The sequence below is a fragment of the Shewanella pealeana ATCC 700345 genome (assembly GCF_000018285.1).
Lineage (GTDB): Bacteria > Pseudomonadota > Gammaproteobacteria > Enterobacterales > Shewanellaceae > Shewanella > Shewanella pealeana.
In genome coordinates, this window is the sequence record NC_009901.1 from 547516 (window position 1) to 564934 (window position 17419).

The following is a 17419-nucleotide window of genomic DNA, read 5'->3' on the forward strand; positions in this document are numbered from 1 at the left end:
ATGCATAAGCAGAATATGATTTTGCGCCATAAGTTGTTCGACCGCATCTGTCACTGGTTTGTGGTTGCAACGGGTTTGGTGACATTCCTAACCGGCTTTGCTTTCTTCTTCCCATCATTTCAATGGTTGGGGTCGATTGCAGGTACGCCGCAAATGGCGCGCTTTGTTCACCCTATTGCCGGCTTGATGATGTGTCTGCCGTTAATGGTGATGTTGGTGCGTTATTACCACCATAACAAGTGGGAAAAGAATGACCTGACATGGATGTTAGCTATCAAGGACGTGATGTTCGAGAACGAGGACAAAATCCCCGCCATCGGCCATTACAACCCGGGTCAAAAAGTGCTGTTCCGCACCTTCGTGGTGACCTCAATCGCATTGACGATTACTGGCATCATGATGTGGCAGCCTTACTTTGCCCCTTATTTTGAAGCAAGCGCCATTCAGTGGGCCATTTTGATCCACGCAATCTGTGCTGTGATCATGTTGATCTTCGTGATTGTGCACTTTTGGATGGCAACGTGGGTAGAAGGATCGGTTGCTGGCATGTTGTACGGCTATGTGTCGCGGGCTTGGTGCAAGAAGCATCACCCTAACATGCTAAACGATCCTGAATTAAAGACTAATAAGCAGGAAAAACACTAATTATGAGCACAGCAATACTCGACGCTGAAAAGATCCCCGGCCAGTCACTGGATATTAAAACCGTGATCGCAGCTGACCCAAAAGCCGTTTATCAATTTAGAGCGAAGCGACTCGCTGAGCTAGCCGAAGAGTCTGGATTAACAGAATACTTTGGCTTACTCGAGCAGTTAGTTGGCGCACAAGAAAAGGTAGCGGCACTGTATGGTGAGGCGGCAAAGAGCTGCTTTGGCCCAAAGCCAAAGTTAGATCTAAACCAAAGCCAGCCGATGGCGCAGCAGCACTTTGAATGGGGCAACTATTGGCAGTCGGTATTGCTGGAGCTGATTAGTGAGCTTATGCCTAAAGTCAGTACTGACTTACATGGGGTGCTAAAGGAGCTAGCCAAGGCTGAAGCCGATGTGTTGCAAGGCTATGCCCGGTCGATGCTGGATGGACACTTTGCACAAGTGCCTGCGAAGTACAGCCTGTTTATCTGGGCGGCGCTGTCAGTGTACTGGTCACATTGGGCGGTTGATGTTGCCGAGCAATTGGCTGATGAAGGCGAGACACATAAACGCTTATGCCCAGTTTGTGGCAGTCACCCTGTGGGTAGCGTGATCAAAGAAGAGCCTCGTGCTGGACTGAGATACCTGCATTGTAGCCTGTGTGAAACACAGTGGCATGAAGTGCGCGCTGAGTGTACATCATGCGGCGAAAGCAAGGGCGTGTTCTTGTGGGCTGAAACCGAAACTAATGCCGCTATTCGTGTTGAAAGCTGCGACACCTGTCAGGGTTATACCAAGATGTTCTTTACCGACATCAACCCAAGACTGGAAGTGGCAGCAGACGATTTGGCGACCTTAGTGATGGACAGCCATTTGGTTGAGCAGGGATACAGCGCAACCACGGTGAACCCATTGCTGCTCGCTCATGAACAAGAAGTGGAGCCTCAGCTTGATGAAGAGCCTCAGCCTAAAGTCGGTGATATCCACTAGCCTGCTGTAATAAACTGGCTGTAAGCCGCTTTTAAGCTAATTAGTAAGCAAGAGCCGCATCTCGGTGCGGCTCTTTTATTAACCCAAATCTTTAAAATCATTGAACTAACTAGACGAAGACCTATGACTCAAGCTATCAATTCCACTCAAGCCCTTTACCGTTGTTTACCTGCAATGGACAGCTTGCTGCTGATACCTCAAGTGATAAGTTTTATCGACCAGCAAGGCAAGCCCTGGATTAAATCGTTACTGGCGCAAATGCTTCAAGATGCACGCCAACATATTGCCGAGCAGCAAAGCTTGCCAAGCTGGTGCTTAGATTTAAGCAATATCATTACCGAGTTAGCCCGCCGTATTGCCAAAGCCCAGCGCCCAAGCATGACCCCAGTAATTAACCTTACCGGCACCATATTGCATACCAATCTTGGTCGCTCGCAGATGTGTGAGGCCGCTATCGATGCTGTTACCCAAGTGATGCGCAGCCCAGTGCCACTTGAGTTTGATATGGGCCAAGGTAAACGCGGTCACCGCGATAGCGCAATCTCTGCATTGATTCATGAGCTAACTGGCGCTGACACTTGTTGCATCGTCAATAACAACGCCGCCGCCGTTTTGCTAATGCTTGCTGCCACCGCTGCGGGTAAAGAGGTGATTGTGTCTCGCGGTGAGCTGGTGGAAATTGGCGGCGCGTTTCGTATTCCCGACATTATGGCGCAGGCGGGTTGCAAGCTGGTGGAAGTCGGCTGCACCAACCGAACTCACCTTAAAGATTACGCCGCGGCGATAACTGAAGACACCGCTGCGATTATGAAGGTGCACACCAGTAATTATCATATTAGTGGTTTTACTAAGGTCACCGAAGAAGCTGAATTAGCTGCCTTGTGTAAAGAACGCGGCATCGCACTGATTTCCGATCTGGGCAGTGGTGCGCTGACGGATCTGTCGCGCTTTGGTTTGTCAAAAGAGCCGATGCCACAGCAGATGCTTAAAGATGGCGTCAACCTAGTGAGCTTTTCAGGTGATAAATTGCTCGGCGGGCCGCAAGCAGGCTTAGTGGTGGGTGATGCCGAGCTAATTGCTAAGCTGCAAGCGCACCCGCTAAAGCGCGCACTGCGCTGTGACAAGATGACCTTGGCAGCGCTCGAAGCCACGCTTATGCAGTATCGTAATCCCACAAGTCTCGATACTCAATTGCCTATTTTTAGAAAACTCTCCCGTCCATTAGCAGAGCTTGAAACGCTGGCGCAGCAACTCACTACGGTATGTAGCCCGGTACAAACACAGTTTAATGTGACAATAAAACCTTGCCAAACTCAGGTGGGCAGTGGCTCACAGCCAGATGTGTTGCTGGACTCTATCGCGCTGTGCTTCTCTGTAAATGCCAATGCCGTCAAAGAGCACAACTCGCTAAGTGTGTTGCAACTAGATAAGTTTTTTAAAGCCGCAAGTTTGCCGATTATTGGCCGCATTACAGCTAACCAGCTTTGGCTCGATCTGCGTGGTACTGACAACGATACCCAGCTTATCGAAGTCCTGACAAAAACCTTAATCGAGTTTGAGCAAGCTCATATCAACACGCTTTCCGTATTACCAAGAGTAGAGGCTCAGTCATGATTGTTGTTACTTCAGGCCATGTGGACCACGGTAAAACCAGCCTGATTCAAGCGCTAACTGGCACCGATGCCGACCGCTTACCGGAAGAAAAACAGCGTGGCATGACCATAGAGCTTGGCTACGCCTTTATGGATTTATCAGATGGTGAGCGCCTAGCTTTTGTCGATGTGCCGGGCCACAGCAAATTTATTAATACCATGCTGGCTGGGGTGAGCTGCGCCAAACATGCGCTATTGATCATCGCTTGTGATGATGGCGTGATGCCGCAAACTTATGAGCATTTAGCCATCTTGCAGCTGCTTAATCTTGAACACTTAATCGTGGTGCTAACCAAGCAAGACAAGGTCGATGCCACCAGAGTCGATGAAGTTAAAGAGCAAGTGAGTGAGCTATTGGCGCAGCACCAAAGACAAAGCCCAATCTTTGTGGTGTCGGCGCAATCTGGTTTTGGTATCGACGCGCTTAAGCTTGCTATCACTGAGCTTGCCGAGTCACAGATAACAGCGTTAAGCGAGACCGGCGAGCAAGCCAGCTTTCGTATGGCAATCGACAGAGCTTTTAGCGTAAAAGGTGCAGGTCTTGTGGTAACTGGTACTGTGATTAGTGGTCAAGTCAGCCAAGGGCAAAGCTTGTATCTATCAGGCCAGCGTAAACCAGTAAAAGTCAGAACCCTTCACAGTCAAGGACGGGTAAGTAATAGCGCGCATCATTGTCAGCGGGTGGCGCTCAATATTACTGGAGTCGACCAACATCGCGGCGCAGAGCGCGGAGATTGGTTAACTGCGCTAGCGCCAGCGGCCGAAGCGCCGAACGTGATTTGTGGCGTATTTGAATCTTGCCTGCCGTTTAAGCATTGGCAAAATGTGCAAGTGCATTTAGGTAATCGCCATACCACGGCGCGCTTAGGCTTACTGCAAAACCTTGAAGATGGCACGGCCTTGGTTGAGCTGCAATGCGAGCAGCCCCTTCATAGTGTGGAGCAAGACAGAATCATCGTGCGTGACAGCGCCGCTAAAAGCACATTAGGTGCGCTGCGGGTATTAGACATTAACCCGCCAACTCGAGCAAAGCGCAGTGTTGAGCGCTTAGCTTACCTAGAAAACCTTAAACAGTGCGACTCACTAACGGCCAGTTTGCAAGTTCAAATAAACCATCACTGCGTTCCAAAGTCCGCTTTCATGTGGGCTAATCAGCTAACAGAGCAAACCGCTTGTTTGGCGGACAAACAGGTGATCAGCCTCGATGGTTATTTGTTATCCAGCATATTACAAGAGCAGATTGAAGCGCAGTTGCTGGCACTCATCGCCGATTATCATCAGCAGTCGCCAGAGCTGTTAGGGTTGAGTATTAATCGATTGCAGCGTATGACTCACAACCAATATCCATTGCCTGTGCTACTTAAACTTACCGATGGTCTCAGAGAGCAAAAACTACTGCAAAGTACCCGTGGCTTATTGCATCTGCCACGGCATAACTTGGCGCTGTCAGACGCTGAGCTACAGCTGTGGTCACAGATAAAGCAGCAGATGCTTAGTGCTAACGGGCCATTATGGTCATCAGACTTAGCATCAACGCTAAACCTTGAGTTGACTACAGTGCGGGCGCTATGCCGTAAGCTTATCCAGCTGGGGTATCTGTCGGCGATTATTAAAGACAGATTTATGCTCACCGAAAGCCTGTATTTCTACGCCGATGTCATTCGTAATCAAATCAATGTGAGTGGTGAAATCAAGACCGCCGATTTTAATTCAATCATTAAGCTTGGCCGCAAAGCCAGTATTCAGTTGTTAGAATTTTATGACCGCAGTGGATTAACGTGGCGCAAGAAGAAAGACAATTCGAGAGTGATTAGAGATGGCAGCATTTTTATAGCAAGTGATTTGGCGGAAGAACATAGGAGTTGAACCTACCCGGGACTGCTGGCAGCCCCACCTGGATTTGAAATCCAGACGTTTCACCGGAAACGACGTTCTTCCTTATCACTTGCGGCGAATAATAGGTAATTGCATTTGGCTAAACAATAGCGATTAGCAGCAAACTTTATTAAGTGTGAATCCCAGTTACATTTATCGATATTAACCTCGTCAAGTGGGACATTATTTACCAGATAAAAATAATGCAGTGATGACGGAGCCGATGTTTCTAAAATGATATTAATTAAATTATATGTTTACTAAGTGTGACTCCTATTAACCTTTATCCATTTTTCGATATTGAATCGTTGAGTGGGACATTATTTACCATAAGAAATGGAACAAAGATATGACGGAACTTGTGTGTGGCTTAAATAATATTACTGAGCAGACTTCAGTCACGTGTTTTCGTAATGATAGAGAGCAAGCATTAATAGAAACTGTGGCGAAAGAGGTAAGAGTCGCGCTGATCTATAATGGCATTTCTCATGTGGTAATGATGGCCTGCCCAACGGCATTAAAAGAGTTTGCTATTGGCTTTAGCTTGTCAGAATCGATTATTGAAAGTGTACGCGATATCCGTTCTATTGAGATTGAAACTATTGCCACAGGAGTGTTGGTACATATTGAGGTTTCTCAGCGTTGCTTTATGCAGTTAAAGGAGCATCGCCGCAGCCTAGCAGGGCGCACGGGCTGTGGTCTTTGTGGCGTAGAACAGATAGAGCAAACGGTTAAACCGATTGTAAAAGTCACAGACACTGCAAAATTTGATCTAAACAGCTTGAAGTTAGCCTTATCTAATCTACATAAGCATCAAAATGCATTTAATTTGACCGGAGCGACACATGCTGCTGCCATGTTGTCGGCAGAAGGTGATATTATGTGCTGCTTCGAAGATGTGGGACGTCACGTCGCGTTAGATAAATTAATTGGTCATATCAGTATCGATAATCAGACTCGTCATTCAGCCTTGTTATTAACCAGTCGAGCCAGTTTTGAAATGGTACAAAAAGCGGCCATTGCAAATATTAGTATTATATTTGCAATTTCTTCAGCAACTTCGTTAGCGATTGATATCGCAAACAGATCGAATATTACCTTGGTTGGGTTTTGTCGCGAAAATAGGGTGACAATCTATACCCATCCTGAAAGGTTGTATTTATGTAATAAAACACTAAGTAATGTTGAAAATAACAACTTAGCTGTAATGTAATCAAGCTTGTCATTTAAGCTTTAATGTTAGTTGGTAATTTTAAATATGTGGTTAACGTTTAAAAATCAGTTTTTTATTAAATTCTGGTCGCCTTTTGCTGCCGTGATAGCGGCGGGAATTTTGTCGACCTATTTTTTTGGTCTTACCGGTTCACTTTGGGCGGTAACTGGCGAATTTACTCGCTGGGGTGGCCATGTATTACAGTGGTTCGGTGCAGAGCCTGAGTCATGGCAGTATTTTAAAATCATTGGCCTTAATGGCACGCCGCTAGATCGCGTTGGCGGAGTGATGATTATTGGTATGTTCGGTGGTTGTATGGCAGCGGTACTGTGGGCTAACAATCTTAAACTACGTATGCCAAGCTCTAAGAAGCGTATCGCGCAGGCGCTGATTGGCGGCATGATTGCAGGCTTTGGAGCACGCCTAGCGATGGGCTGTAATTTGGCGGCCTTCTTTACCGGTATTCCGCAGTTTACCCTGCATGCGTGGATCTTTGCTTTTGCGGCTGCCGCAGGTACTTATATCGGCGCTAAGATCACCTTGATGCCATTTTTCCGCTCAAGTGCCACACTGAAAGCGGGTGGCTTGAAGAAAATCGTTAAGCCAAATCCTAATCAGGTACAGAATCGTTTTCGCCTAGGCTGGCTAGTGTTTGCCGCTATGATAGGGCTATCACTGTATATCATGCAGAGTTCGACTAAGCTCGGCATCGCCATGTTAATGGGTATGATGTTTGGCTTGCTGATTGAGCGGGCGCAGATCTGTTTTACCTCGGCATTTAGAGATATGTGGATCACTGGCCGAACCCATATGGCCAAGGCAATTATCTTGGGCATGGCGGTCAGCGTGATTGGTATTTATAGCTATGTGCAGCTAGGCATGACGCCGAAAACCCTTTGGGCTGGCCCAAATGCGGTGATTGGTGGCTTGCTATTTGGCATAGGTATTGTGATTGCTGGTGGTTGTGAAACCGGTTGGATGTACCGTGCGTTAGAAGGCCAAGTGCACTTTTGGTGGGTGGGTCTTGGTAATATCATTGGCGCGACTATTCTAGCCTATTACTGGGATGTTGTTGCCGAGCCATTGGCTACCAGCTGGGATAAGATAAACCTACTGGATGTGTTTGGGCCATTAGGTGGACTTGGCGTCACCTATCTATTGCTGGGCTTATCGTTTGTGCTGATCTTAATGTGGGAGCACCACTTTTTTAAAAAGCAGAAAAGCCAGCAACAAGCGGCGGCAGCAAAGCTTGCTGAGTTAAAAGCTGAGTTAAAGCTAGCTCCTGCGGCAATAGCAACGTCAGCAACACAAGCTTAAAAAACCAGCTTACAAAATAGTGAATTGATTCATTTGTTTTATATTTGGCTCAAGCCACTTGAGCCTGTTTTGCTGAGGAGCATTAAATGCCAGCATCTATCGTACCAGATTACAATTTAGAGATTTACGGTGAGCCTTGTCCTTACCCCGCAGTTGCCACACTTGAGGCGATGCAATCACTGAAAGCGGGTGAAGTATTGGAAGTGATTACCGACTGCTCGCAGTCGATTAATAACATACCTAATGATGCAAAGAACCACGGTTACGAGGTTTTAGATATTAGCCAGCAGGGCGTTATGCTGCGTTATTTGCTTAAGAAGTAGTTGAAAAATAGTTAAACAGCTCTGCCACGAGTGGCTTGGATAATCGATTAATAACATTATTATTTCAAGCGACGCAAAGAACCACGGTTACGAGGTTTTAGATATTAGCCAGCAGGGCGTTATGCTGCTTTATTTGCTTAAGAAATAAAAGCTAAGCGACGCCACTAATATCAAGAGCAGCACGGCTATGAGGTTTTGGATATTAGCCAGCAAGGCGTGATGTTACGTTATCTCTTGAAGAAATAGTTGAGTAAGTGATTTGCGACATTGTCAGGTTTACATCTAGTGACTCGATAAATCGCTTAACAGGTAATAAAAAAGGCACTCGATGAGTGCCTTTCTTTTATGCTTTTTACATCACTCGCTATAAGCGAATGATCGTCAAACTAGAACTAGTCTGGCAGCTCAGCGTTGTGGTAAACGTTCTGAACGTCATCACAATCTTCCAGAGCTGCAAGGAATTTCTCGAATTGCTCAACTTCTTCAGCATCGGTAATCGCTGTCATTGTCTGTGGTACGAAAGTAATCTCTTCCATAACATAGTCAGTATCTTCTGGCAGTTCTGCCGCTAATGCAGTTTTAACTTTGAAGAACTCTGTGTGCGGGGCGTAAACACTGATCATGCCATCTTCTAGCTCAACGTCTGATACATCAACGTCAGCCATCATTAGCATTTCAAGGATTGCATCTTCGTCATCGCCAGCGAATACGAATACCGCTTGGTGATCAAACATGTGGCCTACAGTACCTGGGCCGCCTAGCTTGGCATCATTTTTAACGAATGCTTGACGAACTTCAGTGAAAGTACGCTTAACGTTATCAGTTAAACAGTCGGCAATTACCATGCAACCGCCAGGACCAAAACCTTCATAGCGTGCTGTTTCGTAGTCTTCACCACCGCCGCCACGGGCCTTTTCAATTGCTCGTTCAATAACGTGTGCTGGCACTTGGTCTTTCTTTGCCTTGGCGATCATGGTGCGAAGTGCAAGGTTGCCTTCTGGGTCGAAACCACCGTTCTTGGCACAAACGTACAACTCTTTCCCGTAACGAGAATAAATTCTAGTTTTTTGCCCAGCCGTTTTCGCCATGGATTCTTTTTTATTTTGGTATGCTCTACCCATCTTGATCTTTCTCACTAAGCCTAAAAAATTGCCAGCAATGTTAGCAGCTTTATCGAAATAAATCAGGTACAGGCCTTTAAAAATGCTAATCGCAGCGATTAATTTTGTTTATAGCTGTAACTAATGGCCTTAATCCTTGTAGCGGGAACCTTTAGCGAGCGGTTTGTCCTTGAAACAGAAAAGAATCAAGCAGTGCATCGATGGTTTTTTTGATAAGAAGTGGCGGGGTGCGGCCAAAGTCATGCAGTGCATAAACATTATTTAGTGGGCATTGGTGCGTCGGTAATAACTCAACGAGTAATGGCTCTTGCTCAAACACAAAGTCGGGTAATAACGCGATACCTAAGCCAGCTTTAGCCAAGGAAAGCACCGCAGATGAGGTGTCTGCATAACGATTAGCGTTGAAGTTTAAGCTTAACTCGTTCGGTGCTTTTGCATTGCCTTTTGAACTGGCTTTTGATTGTAGCGAGTGCTGGATACTTTGCCCTTGCCAAGAGTTGGCTATGTAATCCAGTGAAACCCAATCCTCCGCTTTTATCAATCTTGTATTTTGTTTGATAAAGACTGGGCTGGCACAAAGCACGTCCCTAAATTGTCCCACTTTGCGCTGTATTAAACTACTGGATGCCAATTTACCTACACGCACCGCGAGATCAATATCTTGCCCAAGCAGATCGATACGGCGATCTTGCATTTGAATATGTGGTCTTATCATAGGGTTATTAGTGCAAAGGCTGGCAATAGCTGGCGCTATGATGCTATCAACCAAGGCGTGGGGGGAACTTATCTTAATAGGCCCTGCCAACTTATCAGCCGCTTCTCTTGCCTGTTGCCAGGCGAGGGCGGATATATCGCCAAGTTCACGGCAGCGCTGATAAAAGTCTTTACCTGCCGGAGTGAGTTGCTGCCTGCGGGTGGTTCTATGCAGCAGCTGTACACCCACAGCGAGTTCTAAAGACTTAAGGTGATGACTGACAACAGACTTAGACAGATCGAGTTTATCTGCAGCAGCACTGATAGAGCCACTATCGACTATCTGTTTAAATATCGCCATATGCCTTAGATGGTCCATGTTTTTACCTTGTTGAGCTTAGCTCGTGGTTAAAATGTTTAAACCATTGTCCTATTAATTGGAACAGTGATTGCTGCTTTACCTAGGTTATCAATGCTAATTATCGCTGTAAACTGATTGCATAGTTTGAAATTAAATCTATTTAAAGTGGAGTGGATCAGATGTCACAGCAATTAATTGAAGCGGTAAAACGTGCCAGCGAAACGTGGAAGAAAGGTTTTAATACACAAGATGCCGCGCTTTGCGCCGCCCAATATGAAGCTAATGCGCCAATGTTAGCTCGACCTTTTGGTGAGTTTGTTGGCACCGAAGCTATCCAAGCCTTTTGGCAGAACCTCATGGATCAAGGCTATAGCGATGTTGAATACACTAGCCCAGAGTTTAAAGTGCTAGATGACAAGTCTGTATTACTGACCACTGCATGGAAAATGAATAAAGCCCATGGCGTGGTACATAAAGAGATATGGGTACTGCAAGATGATGGCACGGCTAAACTGGCTGATGACGAATTTGAGGTATTAGGCTAGTTGTTAGAGCTATTATAGATTTTCAATTGAAAGTTTATGAGTGTGAGCCTAGTTAACTCTTTTATTAGGTTTGCACTTAGCATCTGAAATCATGGGTTATTGTTGTCTATGATTTTAATTATATTTATTTTTACCGTATGACACCTGCTTAATTTATTATTAATTGGTGTTTTTTCTATTTCTTCGCTTTAGCTTTTTCTGTCTAGTCTTTAACTTACTACCCATTGTTTTTCCATTGATTTTTATGTGTTGAATAGCCATCTGGTTAACTTAATTAAATATTAAAAGTTAAATGTATTGTGTTTGCTTGTTTATTAAATTTAAGTCTCATATCAATAAAGTTAATTGTTGGGGAATTAATCACATAAATAAACACCTACTACTTATAAGGTATTTAAGGGGGAGTAAAAGGTCACGACTTAATTATAGTTATGGAGTGATGATGAGAAAATTTAATAAATGCAAAGCGGCGCTTATTGTCGCCGCGGCTTTCGGTCTAGCAGCCTGTAGCGACGGTAAAGATGGTAGTGACGGTGAAGATGGCACCAGCCCATTACCGCCGATAGTCGAAGCTACAGAGATCACCAATGTTGAAGTGCTAAGTCATACTCTTGAAGAGGGCGCAGTGCGCTTTGAGTTTGAAGTGACTAACGAAGAAGGCTTGCTGGTTAGCGGTCTTGAAAAAGTGAATGCAGAAGTTGCAGAGTTAACTGATAAAGGTATTGCTCGTAGTCGCCCAGAATTTGAGGGCACCATTGCCGGTGGTAGTGCATCAGAGGAGACCGATGGTGCTAGCCTGACCATGACTGCAGATGGTCGTTATGAATTTCTAGCACCAATGCCAGCAGTTAATGCAGGTACTGAAGGTATAATCCGACTGGCCGTTGGTGGCGGTGAGAAGATCGCTAAATCAAACTACATTCTAGTCGACAAGTCAGAGGGCCTTCATACGACCTCTACGGCAACCTGCCATACTTGTCATGTCGACTACGCCGCATCGAACTTAAAACATCCAAGCTATACCGCAATTAATACCGATGGTGAAACCGATCTGGTCGCAGGTTGTATGGTCTGCCACGGAAACGTGGTGCGCGATGACGGCGGATACGCGCGTAATTCAATGCAGAAGATTGGTCATATCAATCATCAGAAATTTGAAAAGGATTTCGAGCCAGCTAACTGTTACAGCTGTCATGCTGAGCCTATCACTAAGGTAAACAGTATGAGTACTTGTACTGACTGTCATGATGCCGCAGGTGTAGGTTCTGCTGCGGTTGCAATGACCTACAGCACATTCGATGAGTCAGATGATGTGCGCTTGTTCCATAAGAAGGTGGGTGAGCGAGCCGATATTAGAGCGCAGCATTACACAACCACTTCTGCGCCTTACACAAACAGCAGTTTGGAGTGGGATGACCATGAAACCACAGGTGGTTGGTGTACCGATATCGCACTGTTTAATACCGATGCGGAAACCCCTGTTCAGCTCAATATTGCCCAGTTATATGCCGCAGGCACGTTAACTTATGCCGGAGCGTATATTCACGCATACCATAATGATTCCATTGTGGGTCGCCCAAGCCCACGAGATTCAGGTGGTGTCACAAATAGTCAGTACGTTGAAAAGTCAGATGGCTCTAGAGCCGTGTGTTATGTGCGCCTTGATGGCATCGATACCGGCTTCGCTAATGCCGGCTTTACTGCTAGCTCAAGGGTGACTTTCAAGCAGCAAGATGATGATGGCGGCTATGACGGTGTCTCACTCACTAGTTACTCTGATGTTGTCGATAGCAACGAGGAAAAACTTCAAGAGTATGAGCGCCGTCATAGTGTCACTTTAGATAGCTGTACCACTTGTCACAACAACGAAACCAACTATCACAAGAATGGTAGCTACAATGATGGTGGTCTAGATTGTGTGGCTTGCCATAACAATGGTCAAGATCGTGCAGGCCAGCGAGTGGTAGGCCTAGATGCTTTCGCAACTGACAGCTTCCGCATTAATGCGGGCTACACCATTGCTGCAATCAGTGGTGGTGAACAAGTTGGTTGGAAGGCCAATAGTGCGCCAGGCTTTGGTCCTTTAGTGCATGCCCAGCATTGGGGGCTGCAATCTGTTATTGGCTCGGAGATGAGTCGAGATAATGAGATTGCGGTAACCAATTCTGCGGCCAAGCTGAACGCCGATAACTGTGTCTCTTGTCATGCCGATGGCATCGATCTTAACGCGGTGCCGAATCAATACATGCTATCTAGAGCCTTCAACGGTGGAGATGCTGGAGAGTCAGGTGTTGCCTCAAGTCCTATTACCGCTAACTGTTTTGCTTGTCATAACAACGACCAAGCGCTTAACCATATGATTTCAAACGGTGGAGAGCTTAACCTTGAAGTTGATAAGACAAGTGATTGGTTTACTCAACCAACCTCTGAGTCTTGTGCGACTTGTCATGCAGAAGGGCGCTCGTACGGGATCGAGAAGTATCACGTATTTGACCGTAAAGAATAAAAAGTAACGGCTAGCTTCTCCCTGCAAACAGCTAGCCCACTACTTTTTTGGGGCTCTTTTATAGAGCCCTTTTTTTAATGGTTTAGCCTACTAACCTATAAGCAAACGCTTATCACGAGTCCTTGGTTCGCTAGATGATTTCCACGCTGAGCCATTGCTCAGAACCATTCTTCTGTTATAGATATTTCAGTTTTTGTTTCTGCTTTTATTAAACTTAAATGCTAGACTGCGCTTCTACTAAGTTGTTTTTGGAGAGCATTTCTAATGCTTTGGAAATCTTTGTCTTTTTCTGAGCTTTCATTGAACGAGCTATATGATCTACTCAAGCTCAGGGTCGATGTTTTTGTTGTTGAGCAAAACTGTCCTTATCCGGAGCTTGATGATAAAGACCGCCAGAGCCAAACTCAGCACCTTCTTGGACTTAATGAACAAGGCGTAATCCAAGCTTATGCTAGGGTATTGGCCCCCGGGGTGAGTTACCCAGATGCGAGTATTGGCCGAGTGATTGTTGCAGAGGCGGCGCGAGGGGCTGGAGTGGCTCATACCTTGATGCAAAAAGCGATAGCCATATCAACCAAGAAGTGGCCAGAGCATAATATCCAGCTGGGAGGCCAAGAGCATTTAAAAAGCTTCTATCAGCAATTGGGTTTTGAGCCAGTATCAGAAATGTATCTTGAAGATGGGATCCCACATGTGGATATGTTGCTAACTTTAGATAAATAATTTTAGCAAAAGACTGGTTGAAAATATAAAGCGCACCTAAGTGCGCTTTTTTAATGTGTTTTACCCACCCTAAATAACGTTTACTCTAAGCTCTAAGCTTCACTTCAGGTTTATAGTCGACATCACCGTTTCTACTGATCACTGCAAGTGTTTTATTCTGCATAATAAACGCTAGGGGGCCGTTAGACAGGTGGCGTACGAACAATAATCGAAAGCCAAATTTATGCAGATCATATAGGGCAATTTTTTGCTCGGCGCTCATTGCGTCCCAGTGAGCATCATGATTGAGTGGGGTCTTGCGCTTCTCTTTAGATTTTAATGCAATGAGCATGCTTTTCTCTCTATAGGTAGCGTGTCTGTGCCAGTGAGGTTTAAGTATACAACAGCTCACTAATATAACTGGTTTTTCATTAAAAAATGCTAACTGAGTCCAATAAATGTTTATTTTTAGTGATAAAAATGTTCAACTTTTTTTGGTGCGTCCTACTAATGTATTAAGGAATGAGTTGTGCTCAACTATATTGAACCTGTGTTTCGTCCTCCATCTGAGTGGAAGTCTCTGATCCTTCAAGTGACCAATGGTTGTAGCTGGAACCAATGCAGCTTTTGCGACATGTATACTCAGCCGCAGAAACGTTTTAGGGCTCAGAAGGCGGATAAGATAGAGCAAGATCTTATCTCGGTAGCTAACTCGCAAGCCCATATTAGCCGAGTCTTCTTAGCCGATGGCGACGCCATGACGCTGCCCTTTGCGCGCCTTGAAGCGATCTGCTTATTGATTAAAAAATACCTACCCAATGTGACTCGCATTAGTAGTTACTGCTTGCCACGCAATATCAATAATAAGACGCCTGAGCAGCTACAACGATTAAGAGAGCTTGGATTGAGCCTGCTGTATATCGGCTGCGAGAGCGGTGATGACGAGGTGCTTGAGCGGATTAAAAAAGGCGAGACATTTGACTCCTCTTTGGCGGCGCTGCAAAAAATCAAAGCGGCGGGGATTAAAGCCTCGGTGATGATCTTAAATGGTTTAGCTGGGGTTGAGTTATCAAAACAACATGCCGAAAACTCAGCCAAGTTGATGAATGCAGCGCAGCCTGAATATCTGTCGACGCTAGTCGTGACTTTACCGCTGGGCACTGAGCGAATGGATGAGGCTTTTGGCGGGCATTTTCAGCTGCCGAATCAGGCTCAGCTGTTCGAAGAGATGCATATTCTTCTAAGTAAGCTAGAGCTTGAGAAAACCGTATTTCGCTCGGATCACGCCTCTAATTACTTAGTGCTCAAAGGTGTGCTAGGTAAAGACAAGCAAGCATTGCTGGCAGAAGTAGAGGCTGCAATGAACACGCCTGAGCAAATTCAGTTACGGCAAGAGTGGCAAAGAGGGCTTTAAATTGAGCCTGTTGACTCAGGAGTTGCCGCTTTGCAGCTGTAGTTGGCTGACAATATCCAAGCATTGATCTTTAAACCATTGGATCAATGGATCTTTGTGCACTCTTGCGTGCCAATAAAGGGTACTGTCTAGCTGGGGGAGCTCGGTGAGTACGACTCCCTTTAATTGTGAACGCCACTTCTCGGAATTGAGTACACGTTGGGGCAAAAAGCCTACGTGTTTTCCGCTGAGTAACCCCTGCAGCAAGACTAGAAACGAGCCTGTCGCAAAGGTGATCTTGCGTTGCAATTGATTCTGCAATGCTAACTGGGTGATTTCCTGCTCGACTAGGTTTGAAGCTGAATATTCGGCAGTATCATAAGCGAAAATCTGCGCCAGCGTTGGCTGTGCAATTTTTGCTAAGGGATGCGTTAAGCTATAGGCGGCGCAGTAATTATCTGTGCTGATATGGCGGCCATGAATATTTGCGGGTGGTGTGTCAGTTCCCGCAGCGGCAATATCAATTTCGCCTGACTCGAGTAAAGAAAATACATCTCTAGGCTTGTGCACAAACTCAAGTTCTACATTGGGCGCAAAAGTGAGGATCTTGTCTAGCATAATAGGGATCATGCTCTGGGTGAGGTCATCCATAAATGCAATGCGGATCACCCCGTGACTTTCCATCGGATCGAAAGCGGTCTGCGAGATCAGTCGATCGCTCATCTGCAGCCACTCTGTGAGTGAGCCATATAATCTCAATGCCTTGCTAGTCGCACGAATGCCTTGGCCCTGTTTTACAAAAAGGGGGTCATCGAACATAGTGCGCAACTTCTTCAAGTTTTGGCTCATGGCAGGCTGGGATATGTCTAGCCTGTCTGCACTCTTAGATACGCTCTGTTCCTCAATTAGAATAGCTAGGCTCAGCAATAAGTTGAGGTCGCACTGTTGAATAATTTTTAAGTCAGTTGGATTCATAGGACTTGTTTTAAAGGAAAGTGTTTGTGAAAAAGCGTGACCAATTGACGTCTAAACCACTGCTGTAGTTCAGGGGCTCTTTGGTGACGATCCCAACAGATTTTAAGCTCGAGATTGATTGGCGAGCCGAGCCAGTCGAACTCCTTTGTCTCATGTTCAGGTAAAATGTCCATGGCGAAGTGGGGCAGCAAGGTAACGGTATTATTGGTTTGCAGTGCATATAGCAGGGTACTTAAAGAGTTGCTCGTTAAGGCGTATGCCGCATCGAGTGCATCTAAGTGTTCTAGCGCTTCAATCGAATGCAGTTGGTTATGCTCTTGAAATTGATAGCGTAAGAGCTTTATCGCATCCTTATTCGCGTGAAGGTTTTGCTTGTTAGTCGCTCTGTGAGTGACCATCTGCCAAGGTGCAAGGCCTATGGGTTCACTAACAATCGGGCTTGGTACATTGTCGTAGAAGCCGATAACCACATCAGCTTGTCCTCGCCTGAGAAGCTGAAAACCATTGGCGTTTTGCGAGATGTATTCTAGCTCTATGCCGGGGGCTTTCTCACTCATCAGCTCTATTAATGGTGCGATAATTAGCTGTGCGGTGACATCGTTCATGATAAAACGTATACGACCTTGGGCAGTCTTGGGGCTGAAGTGTTCGGCTTCTAAGATTCGAGCTGTTTTATCTAGCAGAGGCGTTAACTCTAATGCAATGGCTTGAGCCTTATTGGTTAAGGTCATGCCATTATTGCTTTTGAGCAGCAGTGGATCGTTAAACATTAGGCGCAAGCGTTTTAGCATCTGGCTCATGGCTGATTGAGACTGGCCGAGTTGCTTAGCTGCATTGGAAACATGAGCCTCATTGAGTAGTACTGCGAGTGCTAATAGTAGGTTTAAATCGCAATTTTTAAGTCGTGCAAGATTGAGCTGAGTGAGCATTACCTAATCCTCTTCAAGAACTTGACTATAAACGATAGAAATCAGCTTGAATAGGCTATGTTTACATGAATCAATGTGAAGTGAGTGAAGCCATCCTTGGCTTGGCCTATCCCTGTTTTTGCCCAACGTTAGGGCAACTTGTCCTGTATCTTTCCTTAGTGTTAGTGGGGTCTGACCGTCCTAGCCAAAGCCACT

At 45.7% G+C, this 17419-nt stretch carries 16 protein-coding genes and 1 tRNA gene; 11 read left to right on the forward strand and 6 right to left on the reverse strand.

The genetic code is table 11. From position 1 onward, the window contains the following. The 4 genes from SPEA_RS02360 (at position 1) to selB (ending at position 5137) form a co-directional block, all read left to right on the forward strand. The gene (locus SPEA_RS02360; protein WP_012153706.1) at positions 1-645 is read left to right on the forward strand and encodes a formate dehydrogenase subunit gamma; all 645 of its coding nucleotides are present in this window, start codon (positions 1-3) and stop codon (positions 643-645) included. A 2-nt stretch (positions 646-647) separates the two neighbouring features. Next, positions 648-1619: a formate dehydrogenase accessory protein FdhE gene (gene fdhE / locus SPEA_RS02365; RefSeq protein WP_012153707.1), complete on the forward strand. Its 972-nt coding sequence runs from the start codon at positions 648-650 to the stop codon at positions 1617-1619. Between the two features lie 123 nt (positions 1620-1742). Then, positions 1743-3233, forward strand: a complete 1491-nt coding sequence (gene selA, locus SPEA_RS02370; protein ID WP_012153708.1) for an L-seryl-tRNA(Sec) selenium transferase — start codon at positions 1743-1745, stop codon at positions 3231-3233. Next, on the forward strand, positions 3230-5137 hold the full coding sequence (selB, locus tag SPEA_RS02375; RefSeq protein ID WP_012153709.1) for a selenocysteine-specific translation elongation factor: 1908 nt from the start codon (positions 3230-3232) through the stop codon (positions 5135-5137). The genes selA and selB overlap by 4 nt, the downstream gene beginning before the upstream one ends. Here selB and SPEA_RS23020 read toward each other — a convergent pair. Continuing rightward, a tRNA-Sec gene (locus SPEA_RS23020) sits at positions 5115-5209 on the reverse strand. The genes selB and SPEA_RS23020 overlap by 23 nt on opposite strands. A 286-nt stretch (positions 5210-5495) precedes the next feature. Between SPEA_RS23020 and fdhD the strand changes: the two genes are divergently transcribed. The 3 genes from fdhD (at position 5496) to yedF (ending at position 7999) form a co-directional block, all read left to right on the forward strand. Further along, positions 5496-6359 (forward strand): formate dehydrogenase accessory sulfurtransferase FdhD, encoded by an 864-nt coding sequence (gene fdhD, locus SPEA_RS02380; RefSeq protein WP_012153710.1) that lies wholly within the window; start codon positions 5496-5498, stop codon positions 6357-6359. Positions 6360-6404: 45 nt separating this feature from the next. Beyond that, positions 6405-7676, forward strand: coding sequence for a selenium metabolism membrane protein YedE/FdhT (yedE, locus tag SPEA_RS02385; protein ID WP_012153711.1), 1272 nt, complete (start codon positions 6405-6407; stop codon positions 7674-7676). Between the two features lie 86 nt (positions 7677-7762). Further along, entirely contained in the window at positions 7763-7999 is a 237-nt protein-coding gene (gene yedF / locus SPEA_RS02390) for a sulfurtransferase-like selenium metabolism protein YedF (protein ID WP_012153712.1), read from the forward strand. A gap of 392 nt (positions 8000-8391) precedes the next feature. Here yedF and SPEA_RS02395 read toward each other — a convergent pair whose 3' ends face one another. Then, positions 8392-9120 carry a YebC/PmpR family DNA-binding transcriptional regulator gene (locus SPEA_RS02395; RefSeq protein ID WP_012153713.1) on the reverse strand — a complete coding sequence of 243 codons (729 nt, stop codon included), beginning with the start codon at positions 9118-9120 and terminating at the stop codon, positions 8392-8394. Between the two features lie 151 nt (positions 9121-9271). Continuing rightward, positions 9272-10192, reverse strand: coding sequence for a LysR family transcriptional regulator (locus SPEA_RS02400; protein ID WP_012153714.1), 921 nt, complete (start codon positions 10190-10192; stop codon positions 9272-9274). Between the two features lie 161 nt (positions 10193-10353). Here SPEA_RS02400 and SPEA_RS02405 point away from each other — a divergent pair, with 161 nt between their 5' ends. The 3 genes from SPEA_RS02405 to SPEA_RS02415 all read left to right on the forward strand — a co-directional run bounded on the left by SPEA_RS02405 (position 10354) and on the right by SPEA_RS02415 (position 13948). Continuing rightward, complete coding sequence (locus tag SPEA_RS02405) at positions 10354-10719, forward strand: Cif family virulence factor (protein ID WP_012153715.1); 366 nt, start codon at positions 10354-10356, stop codon at positions 10717-10719. Between the two features lie 442 nt (positions 10720-11161). Continuing rightward, entirely contained in the window at positions 11162-13225 is a 2064-nt protein-coding gene (locus tag SPEA_RS02410; protein WP_012153716.1) for a multiheme c-type cytochrome, read from the forward strand. A gap of 264 nt (positions 13226-13489) precedes the next feature. Next, entirely contained in the window at positions 13490-13948 is a 459-nt protein-coding gene (locus SPEA_RS02415) for a GNAT family N-acetyltransferase (protein ID WP_012153717.1), read from the forward strand. A gap of 85 nt (positions 13949-14033) precedes the next feature. On the opposite strand, the gene SPEA_RS02420 is transcribed toward SPEA_RS02415, so the two are convergent. Then, positions 14034-14279, reverse strand: a complete 246-nt coding sequence (locus SPEA_RS02420; protein ID WP_012153718.1) for a hypothetical protein — start codon at positions 14277-14279, stop codon at positions 14034-14036. Between the two features lie 177 nt (positions 14280-14456). Here SPEA_RS02420 and SPEA_RS02425 point away from each other — a divergent pair, with 177 nt between their 5' ends. Next, positions 14457-15341, forward strand: coding sequence for a radical SAM protein (locus tag SPEA_RS02425; protein ID WP_012153719.1), 885 nt, complete (start codon positions 14457-14459; stop codon positions 15339-15341). Between the two features lie 15 nt (positions 15342-15356). On the opposite strand, the gene SPEA_RS02430 is transcribed toward SPEA_RS02425, so the two are convergent. Together SPEA_RS02430 and SPEA_RS02435 are read right to left on the reverse strand one after the other, a co-directional pair. Beyond that, complete coding sequence (locus SPEA_RS02430; RefSeq protein ID WP_012153720.1) at positions 15357-16295, reverse strand: LysR family transcriptional regulator; 939 nt, start codon at positions 16293-16295, stop codon at positions 15357-15359. Next, positions 16292-17224, reverse strand: coding sequence for a LysR family transcriptional regulator (locus SPEA_RS02435; protein ID WP_012153721.1), 933 nt, complete (start codon positions 17222-17224; stop codon positions 16292-16294). Before SPEA_RS02435 ends, SPEA_RS02430 begins: the two co-directional genes overlap by 4 nt. Positions 17225-17419: the final 195 nt, after the last annotated feature.

Bases quoted from the DNA above. Each gene is read 5' to 3' on its own strand.
- SPEA_RS02420 (WP_012153718.1), bottom strand. From the start codon at position 14,279: ATGCTCATTGCATTAAAATCTAAAGAGAAGCGCAAGACCCCACTCAAT.
- yedE (WP_012153711.1), top strand. From the start codon at position 6,405: ATGTGGTTAACGTTTAAAAATCAGTTTTTTATTAAATTCTGGTCGCCT.
- SPEA_RS02415 (WP_012153717.1), top strand. From the start codon at position 13,490: ATGCTTTGGAAATCTTTGTCTTTTTCTGAGCTTTCATTGAACGAGCTA.
- fdhE (WP_012153707.1), top strand. From the start codon at position 648: ATGAGCACAGCAATACTCGACGCTGAAAAGATCCCCGGCCAGTCACTG.
- yedF (WP_012153712.1), top strand. From the start codon at position 7,763: ATGCCAGCATCTATCGTACCAGATTACAATTTAGAGATTTACGGTGAG.
- selA (WP_012153708.1), top strand. From the start codon at position 1,743: ATGACTCAAGCTATCAATTCCACTCAAGCCCTTTACCGTTGTTTACCT.
- SPEA_RS02430 (WP_012153720.1), bottom strand. From the start codon at position 16,295: ATGAATCCAACTGACTTAAAAATTATTCAACAGTGCGACCTCAACTTA.
- selB (WP_012153709.1), top strand. From the start codon at position 3,230: ATGATTGTTGTTACTTCAGGCCATGTGGACCACGGTAAAACCAGCCTG.
- SPEA_RS02360 (WP_012153706.1), top strand. From the start codon at position 1: ATGCATAAGCAGAATATGATTTTGCGCCATAAGTTGTTCGACCGCATC.
- SPEA_RS02395 (WP_012153713.1), bottom strand. From the start codon at position 9,120: ATGGGTAGAGCATACCAAAATAAAAAAGAATCCATGGCGAAAACGGCT.
- SPEA_RS02435 (WP_012153721.1), bottom strand. From the start codon at position 17,224: ATGCTCACTCAGCTCAATCTTGCACGACTTAAAAATTGCGATTTAAAC.
- SPEA_RS02410 (WP_012153716.1), top strand. From the start codon at position 11,162: ATGAGAAAATTTAATAAATGCAAAGCGGCGCTTATTGTCGCCGCGGCT.
- SPEA_RS02400 (WP_012153714.1), bottom strand. From the start codon at position 10,192: ATGGACCATCTAAGGCATATGGCGATATTTAAACAGATAGTCGATAGT.
- fdhD (WP_012153710.1), top strand. From the start codon at position 5,496: ATGACGGAACTTGTGTGTGGCTTAAATAATATTACTGAGCAGACTTCA.
- SPEA_RS02405 (WP_012153715.1), top strand. From the start codon at position 10,354: ATGTCACAGCAATTAATTGAAGCGGTAAAACGTGCCAGCGAAACGTGG.